A 9,594-nucleotide genomic window follows, 5' to 3' on the forward strand; every position below is an offset into this window, starting at 1 on the left:
GTTGGCGACCGCCTCGGGGCCGAACACCGCGCCGAGGTAGCGTGCGGTGAGGCCGCCGTTGCCCGCCATGTCGAAGGCCAGCGACACATCGCTGAAAGCCAGGCGCTCGATCTCGCTGAGCGCATCGCTGCCCTCGGCGCCGCTGAGCGCGGTGACAGTGCCGGCCTGGGGCGCCACGACGTACTGCGCGCGCGACAGGGCGTAGACCGCCGTGTCGATGCCATCGCCGCCGATCAGTGTGTCGGCGCCACCGCCGCCGCTGAGCTGATCCATGCCGGCCAGGCCCATCAGCGTGTCCGCGTAGGCGGTGCCGGTCAGCAGGTCCTTGTCGGCGGTGCCGGTCTGGTAGCCGAGCACAAGGGACGTGGCCGCCGAAGTCACGGTTTCAAGGCTGCCATGGCCATCGACATAGCTGGTTATCACGCGGAGTTGCTGACCCACTTGCGCCAGGCCCGGCGTGAAGCTGGCGCCGGTGGCCCCATTGATGGCGGTCCAGTCGACGCCGTTGGCCGACGCCTGCCAGGTGTGGCTGAGGCTGCCCAGGCCATCGGCGTCGGCCAGCGCCGCATCGGCCGTCAGGACCGAGCCCTGGGTGGCGGAGCCGGTGATCGACAGCGTGCCGGTGGGAGCGTCGTTCAGGTTGCCGACCCGGCTGGTGCTGGCGCTGGCCACCGACTCGGCGGCGCCGAAGCCGTCGACATACGTCACGAGCACCCGCAGCCGCAGGCCGACCTGGGCTTCGACCGGCGTGAAGCTGGTTTGCGTGGCATCCGCGATGTCGGCCCAATCGGCGCCGTTGAGCGAGGACTGCCACTGGTAGGCGAGGCTGCCGAGGCCATCCGCATCGGCCAGCGCGGCACTGGCGCTCAGCGCCTGGCCCTGCTGCGGCGTGCCGGCAACCGAGACCATGCCGGTCGGCGCACGGTTCAGGTTGCTCACCACCGCGGTTTCGCTGGAATACAGCGCTTCGGCCGTGCCATGGCCATCGACATAGCTGGCCTGCAGCCGCAGTTGGAAGCCCACCTGCGCTTCGGTCGGCGTGAAGCTGAGCTCGGTGGCCCCGCTGATGTTCTTCCAGCCCGTGGCCGCCAGGACTTGCCAACGGTATTCCACCGTGCCCAGGCCATCGGCATCGGCAATCGACGCACTGGCCACCAGGGCACTGCCGCGCTGCGGCGTGCCGGAGATCGTGAGGCTGCCGACCGGCGCATCGTTGACATTGGCCACCGTGGCGGCCGCGCTGGTGGCCGACTCGGCATTGCCCAGCCCATCGGTGTAGCGGGCCTGCACGCGCAATTGCAGGCCGACATCCGATTCGGCCAGCTGCAGCGTGGCGGCGGTGGCACCGGCCACCGCGGTCCAGTGGCTGCCATCGGTGGACGACTGCCACTGGTAGTGCAGCGTGCCCAGGCCATCGGCATCGGCCAGCGTGGACACCGCCGTCAGCGTGCTGCCCTGGGCGGCGGCGCCGGCGACCGTGAGCGTGCCAGTCGGCCGGTGGTTGCTGGGCGTGGCGGCCAGCGCCAGGTCGGCGTCGTCGAAGCGGGCGAACTCCACGCCGGTCAGCGTGTCGGTGCTCTGCGGCCCGGTGATCTCGATGCGGTCGCTGAAGGTGGTGACGGTGTAGAGGCTGCGCAGGCCGCTGAAGCGCGCGGTGTCGGTGCCCGCGCCGCCGACGATCTCGTCGTCGCCATCCCCCCCGTCGAGCAAGTCGTTGCCGGCACCGCCGCTGAGCGTCTCGTCGGCACTGCTGCCGATCAGGTAGCGCCCGGCGCCGCCGACGCCCAATGCGCCGCCCAGGCCGTCGCCGCCGTACAGAAAAGTCAGCGCCGCAAGGTCGTATTCGTTGTAGGCGCCATAGGGGCCGCCGACATCGGTGTCGGACATCAGCGTGTGCGCGGTGTCGTCCTCGTCGTCCGGCAGCGTCACGCCGTCTTCGAACGGGTGTTTCAGGCCCAGCGCATGGCCGATCTCGTGCAGCAGCAGTTCGTGGCCGCCATTGCCGATGGTCGGCGCCGCGGTGATGGCGGTGAATTCGACGTCGTCGAGAAAGATGAAGGCATCGGCGGTGTAGCTGGTCACCGTCTGGAAATGGGTGGTGTAGCTCCTGGACCAGTGGGTCGCGCCGGCGTGGCTGGGACTGCTGATGTCGGCTTCGGCGAAGTGCAGGTCGGCGGCGCTGCCATCGGCTGTCAGCGTGAAGGTGATGCCAGTGATCTGGCTCACGTAGATCAGCAAGGCGCTGACGGCGGCCTGCTGGGCCGCATTGGCAGCGCTGGCCGCACCGGTGATCAGGTCGTCGCCCGCCTCGTCCGCGCCGGTGAGCGCGAAGGTGTAGAAGATCTCGGTGCGTGTCGGCGTGAGCCAGTTCCAGCCCGGGCCGTTGTCGAGCAGCGCATCGATGTGCTGCAGGCCCGATGACGGGGGTGGGGAAACATCATTCAGGCTGGCCATGGCAGACACCTCGCGGGACAGCAGCCGATGTTAGCCATCAGCGGCTGCCGCGGGTGGGAGAGCCCTTGTCGCAAACAAGCGCGCGATGCTGCCGGCCCGGGCCTGGCGCAGGCCCGGGCGCGGCGCACCGGCTCAGTGGCCGCCGTCGGCAGCGACCAGCTCCGGGCGCCCCAGCGACCACAGGCCCAGTTCCAGCGTGGCCGCCTGCGGGCTGCTCACCAGCGCGCGCCGGCGCGCCACCTCGATCTCGAGCAGCTCGGTCTCCAGGCAGGCTCGCCGCGCCTGCAGGCGCAGCTGCTCGAGCCGCACGTCCTGCTCGGCCATCAGCGTCGGCTCGCAGGACGCGCAATGCGCCAGCTCGGGCTCGTACAGCGTGCCGTCGGTGGGCACCGTGATCACGCGCGCGTCGCGTGCCATCTGGCCCTGCTTGAGCAAGTCGCGCACCATCGCCTCGATCACCTGGCGCAAGGCGTCGGGCAGGCCATTCAGGTCGTCGACCGAACGCCACGCGCCGCCGTCGCCCAGGCGCCACTCGATCGACGTGATGCGGGTGTGCACCTCGTAGACCTCGTTGACGCGGCGCACGAAGTAGGTCACCGCATAGCAGTGGTTGTGGTTCTTCAGCGTGCGCGCGGTGGTGCTGATGTGCTCCTGCTCCTCGAAGGTGCTGACCACCGTGGAGCGCTCGGCTTCCATCGCCTGCGAGGCGGTGATGGCCAGTTGCGTGAACTGCTCGGAGGCGGTGCGCACCGTGCCGCCGCTGGCCACCGAAGTCTCCGCCTCGAAGCCGGTCTCGCCCTTGACCGTGGGCGCGCCGAAGAAGCCGGCCAGCCCGCCACCCGCCGAGACCGAGGTGTCGGCATGCGTGCGGATCTCGGTCAGCGAATCGAAGTAGGCCGAACTCGAACTCGCGCGGCGACTTTGCGACAGTGCGCTCAGCGTCTGGCGGAACGCGGTATGCACCGAGACACGCTGCGTCTCCGAACGCGTGCGGCGGTAGCGGTCGTATTCGAACAGGCGCACTTCCTCGCCGGGCAGCAGCGTGGTGGTGTACAGCAGCGGCCCTTGCTGGCGGCCGACCAGCTTCAGGCAATGTTCGTAGGTCACGCGCAGGCGCAGCCGTTGCTGGCCGGCAATGCCGCCTTCGCGACCTTCACCCTCGAAGATGCGCGATTCGTAGAACACCATGCAGCGATCGAAGGGCAGCCAGGGCACCGGCGCCGGGCTGCGGCACTCCGCGGGCGTGGCCTCGCTGCAGCAACCGCCGCAGCCGCTGCAGGGGCTGTCCTTGCAGCCAGGCGCTTGCTGGCAGGCCTGCAGCAGCGCGCGCTCGACATTGATGCGGCCGTAGCCCACCTCTTCATGCCAGGTGCCGCTGGGCTTGCCGGGCACGTTGGCATAGGCGTAGAGCGCCGGGGAGATCTTGTCGCAAGTGCTCTCGATGATCTGGCGAACCTCGACGCTGGACAGTGTCGGCCGCATCGACAGCAGCAGTGCCGCGAGCCCGGCCACCACCGGCGTGGCCGACGAGGTGCCGTTGAAGTGGTCGTGGTAATCGCCAAGAGCGTAGCCCTGGCCACCCAGCCGGTCGGTGGTCGGCATCTCCAGGCAGGGCGCCACGACGTCGACATCAGGCCCGTAGCTGGCGCCCCACCAGGCCTCGGACGAGGCATCGCCGATGCGCTTGCGCTCGTCGCTGCGGTTGCTGCCGCCCACGCACAGCGTGCGGCTGTCGCTGCCCGGGAAACGCGCGACGTTGCCGTTCTCGTTGCCCGAGGCGGCCACCAGCACCAGGCCCTGGTCGTGCGCGTACTGCAGCGCGTCGCGGATCAGGTCGAAGTCCCAGAAGTTCCACGAGGCGTAGACGCCGAAGCTCATGCTGACCACGCGCGCGCCGTTGTCGGCGGCGAAATACAGGCCCTCGGCGATGTCGACATCGGCCCAGGTGGCGGTGGCGATGGCCATGATGCGCACCCCGCCGGCGATGCCGGCCACGCCCTGGCCGTTGTCCAGCCGCGCGCCGATGATGCCGGCGCAGGCCGTGCCGTGGCTGCCGGTCGGGCTGCCGTCGGGCAGGTCGGTCGAGGCATTCCACGATTGCGGGTGCAGAGCCAGGTCGGGGTGGCCGAGTTCGACGCCTTCGTCGATCACCGCCACCGTCACGCCGGGCACGCCGCGCGCCATCTGCCAGCCACGCGGTGCGCCCACGCGTTGCAGGCCCCACTGCTGCGCGAACATCGGATCGTCGGGCGTGAACTCGGTCGACGGCGGGCGGCAGGACAGCAGGCCCGAGGCCGCGACGGGCTGCATCTCGCCATGGGCCCGCGGCGACAGCAACGGGATGGTCTCGAAGCGCAGGTCGGCGCTGCTGCCGGCCACCGCAGCGGGTCCACCCAGGGCCTGGGCGATGGCCGCGGCCATGTGCAGCGTGCTGCGTCCGGCCGCGTAACTTGGCTGTTGGACATTCACGGTGACGAAGCCGCGCAGCCGGGTGGCCTGGTTCAGGCCGACCGACAGCGCCGGCCCGATGGCTGCGGCACCGCCGTGACGCTCGAAGGCCGCTTGGCGCACATAGAAGCGGGTCGGGTTGATCGTGAACAAGGCCAGCGGCGGTGCCGCCGGCTCGGCGCGTGGCGCGCCCTTGGCCTCGGCGCCACCGGGGCTGCGCAGCGGGCGCAGCGCCGGTGAGATCCATTCGACCCATTCACTGGCTTCCAGGCGCTTCAGCACATCGGGGTCGAGTGCTGCGTTGTCGGCACGCGAGACCCACGACAAGCGGTCCGTCTGGTTGACCTGCACCAGCGGCGCCTGGTCCGGCTGGCCGGTGTTGAGCGGCGACAGCGCCAGCTCGTCGAGCAGCTTGGCCTTTTGCGTCGGCTGCGCGCTGGCTTGCCAGAACACGGCGACGATGCCGGGGTCGACCCGGCTCGGGCCTGCAGTGGGATGGTTGAACGAAGCCGGGGCCTTGCCTTCGGCTGCGACGGATGTGGTCATGAAAAGCTCCCTGAAAAACGCACGGCTGCCGGCCCGCGGCGTCATCGTGACAAGCGGGGACGACTGCTTTTCATCGTAGGAGCGCAAGGCTCAAACGGTATCCCTAGCAGCCGTGCTGCGCGGGAGAACGTCATCAAGGCGAGGGACCAGGGCTGAGGGCAAGGGCAAGCCATGGTGCCCGCATCCATCCACGCTGATTGAACGTTATGTGCAGAGGCGGCAGTCGGTGGAACGGACGCCGGTTGACTTGTGACAGCTGATAGGTACGCACGGCGTCAAGTGTTTGCTAACTGTTGAATAGAGTGTCCATCGCACCTGCGACCGTTCAAATCACGGTGAACGGCCTGTGAGCTGGGCGCCTTCCATGGCGCCAGCCGTTGCGGCGCGATGACTCGGAGAACGAGGCCCGCCGATGCCAACTTGTCCACGGGAAGAGGCCGCCTCTCTTTTTAAACTATTTGATAAAATCGCTCAATGATGTAAAATTGCGTATCTGCTCTCGTGATCGCAGGCGGCCACTCGGGCAGTGGCTTGAAGCCCCTGCGCGCGGAGCGGCAAGAAAGCAAGAATGAAGAATCCTCTGCTGCGAACGATCGCTTCGGATCTCGACGGGATGGAGGTCGCGTTCTGCGCGTTCGACCGCGAAGACCGTTTGCCGGCCCGCCCCTGACCCCATGCGAATCGTTCCCGCCCCTCCAAGCGCGTTCCGCGCCGGCTGCCCCGCCCCCTTTGCGCTGCTCGACGGCCACGGCCGCACCCTCGTTCGCAAGGGCGCGTGCCTCACTGAGCGTTGGCAGCTCAATCAACTCTTGTCACGCGGGCTGTGGATGCATGCCGACGACGCCCACCGGTTCTACCGGGTGGCCGCCACGGGCGACCCGCCGTCCGGGCAGGGCGGGCGCGAAGTCCCGGCAGGCGCGTCCGATCCGATGGACGCGAAGTCGCCCGAGTACTGGCAGGCGCTGTGCGCGCGGGCCGATCACCTGCTTCGCGACCCGATGTCGGGCAGCTTCCTGGCGGACCTGCATCGGCTGCACGCCGAACTGATGCAGCGCCTGGACGAAAACCCCGATCTCGCGCTGTTCGCCCTCACCCACCTGGCCAGCATCTCCTTGCGCCACTACAGCGCCACGCACGCGCTGCTCTGCGCCGCCCTGCTGACGGTCGCCGCCCCGACGGTGCCGCCCTGGACCACCGGCGACACCACGTCGCTGGGCCTGGCGGCACTGACGATGAACGTGTCGATCACCGTCGTGCACAACGCCATGGCCGCGCAGACACGGCCGCCGACCTCTGAACAGCGCGCCATGATCGAGCGCCATGCCAACGGTGCAACCGGCGTGCTGCAGGCCCTGGGCGTGCAGGACCGCCAATGGCTTGACGCTGTCCTCTACCACCATGACACCGGCGCTGGCTCCCTGCACCCGCGCCAGCGGGGCAAACACCTGGCGCGGTTCCTGCGGCGTGCCGACCTGTATGCCGCGCGCCTGAGCCCCAGGCTCATCAGGCCGGCGCACTCGGCCGCTGAAGCCGCCCAGGTGGCCCGCCTCGGCGACGATCTTCGACCGGACGAGGCCGGCGCAACGATCGTCGATGCCGTGGGGTTGTTTCCGCCCGGCTGCTACGTCAGGCTGGTGAACGGCGAGATCGGCTGCGTTGTGCGCCGGGGCGACTCGGCAACGACACCGCGGGTGGCCGTGTTCGCATGCAGCGAAGACTCGCCGATGGAGGCGCCCATCACCCGGGACACCGTGCACTCGCGCTTCGCGATCGACTTCGCGTTCGCGCCGCGTGATGTGTCGGTCCCGATGCCTTTCGCCGCACTGCTCGATCTTGCCGGCAGCCAGGCCGCCTGAGCGGGCGTGAACTCGGCCTGTCGCCCGGGCGGCCGTCCTGCGCTGGCCAGGGCAGGACGGCCGGGATTCGCCGCCCGGAGATTCAACGAGGAATGCGTTTTCCGGTGGCGTGGAAGATCGCGTTGGCCCCGCGTTACTTCAAATCCTGCCACCAGCGTTTGTTGGTGCGGGGCTGCCCAACAGTCATGACCTCGCCGATCTCGGGTGTGGCCAGTTCGATGCCTTTTGCCGCCGCCAGATTGGCGAGCCGGTCCATCGGGTCGCGCCAGGCATGGAAGGCCAGGTCGAAGGTGCTGTTGTGGACCGAGTACAGAGCCTTGCCTCGCAAGTCCCGGAAGGCCTGAACGCTCTCCTCCTGCGTCATGTGCACGTCCGGCCAGTTGGCGTCATAGGCTCCGTTCTCGATCAACGCCAGGTCGAAGCCGCCGAAGCGCTCGCCGATTGGCTTGAAGCCGCCGAAGTAGCCCGTGTCGCCGCTGTAGTAGATGCGCTGCTCGCCGCTCTGGATCACCCACGAGGCCCACAAGGGCGACACGCGCTCGCCGAACACCGGGTCGATCAGCCAGAACTTGCCGCGCAGCTTGAGCAGGTGCGACGAGTGACCCAAGCGCACCACCTGGTTGGCCAGCAGGTCCAGCGCTTCAAGCTGGGCCGTTGTCAGCGGCCGAACCGGGATCGCGTCGACGGGTACGGTGCCCACCTTGGCGCGGAGAATGAAGTCGGTCCAGATGGTCCAGGTGCTGGCTCTCGGCAGCGTCGCGGGGTTGGGCGGATTGACGAAGAGGCAAGCCTTGAACTGCGGGGACCTGGCGTAGGGCGAACTGCAATTGCCGCCGCCAGCGCAGCCGGCGACGACCAGGCAACAGCCGACCAAGCCGAGGCGCAGGGTCATGAGGAGTTCCCTTTTGTGAATTGGGGCGAGACAGCGGTGTTGCGCTTGCCGTCAGACAAAGCCGATGTGCTTGCGCAGCGGCAGTTCACGAATGCGTTTTCCGGTGGCCTGGAAAATCGCGTTGGCCAGCGCCGGGGCCACCGGCGGCACGCCGGTTTCGCCCACGCCGCGGATCGCGCCGCCGCTCTCCAGCACCTTGACCACGATCTGCGGCGCCTGCTGCAGGCGCAGCACCGGGTAGTCGTGAAAGTTGCTCTGCTCGGCCGCGCCCTTGGCGAAGGTGATCTCGCCATAAAGCGCGGCACTGAGCCCGAAGATCACGCCCGACTGCTGCTGCGCTTCGATGTTGCGCGGGTCCAGCGCCGTGCCCACGTCCACAGTGACGAAGACCTTGTCGATCTTCACGCCCGCCTTGGTCGTCGTGATCTCGACCACCAGGGCCACCGGCACCCCGCGGCACAGGTGGAAGGCCACCCCCCGGCCGCGGCCGGCGGCCAAGGGCTGGCCCCAGCCCGACAGGGACGCCACCGCCGACAGCACCTTGCGCGACGGCTCGTGGCTGAGCAACTCCAGCCGCATGTTCAGCGGGTCGACGCCGGCTTGCGCGGCCAGTTCGTCGACGAAGCTCTCGATGAAGAAGCCGTTGTACGAGTTGCCCACCGAGCGCGCGAAGCTCACTGGCCGGCCGGCCGGCGTGCGGTAGGCCGTGGCGCGGTAGTTGGCGATGCCGTAGGGCTGGTCGTAGGCCCCTTCGATGATCTTCGGGTCGGGGCCCAGGGCCGGCAGGCCGATGCGGCCGAGGTTCGACTCGGCGACTGACAGCGAAGCCACCCGCAGATCGAGCGCGTGCACCTGCTTCGCGGCTGTCGTGCCACGCAAACGTGCCACGGCCGCGGGGCGGTAGAAGTCCAGCGTCATGTCTTCTTCGCGGCGCCAGGTCATCTTGACCGGCTTGCCCGCCATCGCCCCCGCCAGCCGCACGGCCTGCACCACGAAGTCCGACTCGAGGCGCCGGCCGAAGCCACCGCCCATCAGCATGGTGTGCACAGGCACCGGCCAGTGCCTGGTCGACGTCGCCGTCGTCGCGCAGCCGGCTGTGGCGGTTCTTCTCGGTCATCGATGCCACGATGGCATCCATCATCGCCGTCGTGGTGGCCGGGTAGCCGGGCTCGGCCCAGTCGCACTGCACGGCCTGCGCGGCCTGGAAGGCGCGCCAGGTGTTGTTGGCGACGACGGCGACGCCGCCGGGCAGCTCGACACCTTCAACACGCCGCGCATCGCGCGGGCGGCGGTGGCGTCGAACTTGACGAGTGCCGCGCCCATCGCCGGGTTCATGCGCACGGTGGCGAATACCATGTCGGGCAGCCGCACGTCGATACCGAAGGTGGCCGTACCGTT

Annotated in this window: 6 protein-coding genes; 2 read left to right on the forward strand and 4 right to left on the reverse strand. The window is 69.0% G+C overall.

Translation table 11 applies throughout. From position 1 onward, the window contains the following. Window positions 1–2,454: hypothetical protein (locus VLK61_RS15590; RefSeq protein ID WP_325422531.1), on the reverse strand; the 2,454-nt coding region annotated here is incomplete at its 3' end. 132 nt (window positions 2,455–2,586) lie between these two features. Continuing rightward, the gene (locus VLK61_RS15595; RefSeq protein ID WP_325422532.1) at window positions 2,587–5,448 is read right to left on the reverse strand and encodes a S8 family serine peptidase; all 2,862 of its coding nucleotides are present in this window, start codon (window positions 5,446–5,448) and stop codon (window positions 2,587–2,589) included. Between the two features lie 674 nt (window positions 5,449–6,122). On the opposite strand from VLK61_RS15595, the gene VLK61_RS15600 reads away from it, so the two are divergent. Continuing rightward, window positions 6,123–7,304 (forward strand): HD-GYP domain-containing protein, encoded by a 1,182-nt coding sequence (locus VLK61_RS15600; RefSeq protein WP_325422533.1) that lies wholly within the window; start codon window positions 6,123–6,125, stop codon window positions 7,302–7,304. Window positions 7,305–7,437: 133 nt separating this feature from the next. Here VLK61_RS15600 and VLK61_RS15605 read toward each other — a convergent pair whose 3' ends face one another. Together VLK61_RS15605 and VLK61_RS15610 are read right to left on the reverse strand one after the other, a co-directional pair. Then, window positions 7,438–8,196 carry an MBL fold metallo-hydrolase gene (locus VLK61_RS15605; protein WP_325422534.1) on the reverse strand — a complete coding sequence of 253 codons (759 nt, stop codon included), beginning with the start codon at window positions 8,194–8,196 and terminating at the stop codon, window positions 7,438–7,440. 51 nt (window positions 8,197–8,247) lie between these two features. Then, window positions 8,248–9,249: a molybdopterin cofactor-binding domain-containing protein gene (locus tag VLK61_RS15610; RefSeq protein ID WP_325422535.1), complete on the reverse strand. Its 1,002-nt coding sequence runs from the start codon at window positions 9,247–9,249 to the stop codon at window positions 8,248–8,250. Between VLK61_RS15610 and VLK61_RS15615 the strand changes: the two genes are divergently transcribed. Further along, the coding region (locus VLK61_RS15615) for a hypothetical protein (RefSeq protein ID WP_325422536.1) at window positions 9,233–9,594 on the forward strand (362 nt) is incomplete at its 3' end. The genes VLK61_RS15610 and VLK61_RS15615 overlap by 17 nt on opposite strands.

The sequence above is a fragment of the Aquabacterium sp. genome, from assembly GCF_035476535.1.
Lineage (GTDB): Bacteria > Pseudomonadota > Gammaproteobacteria > Burkholderiales > Burkholderiaceae_C > Pseudaquabacterium.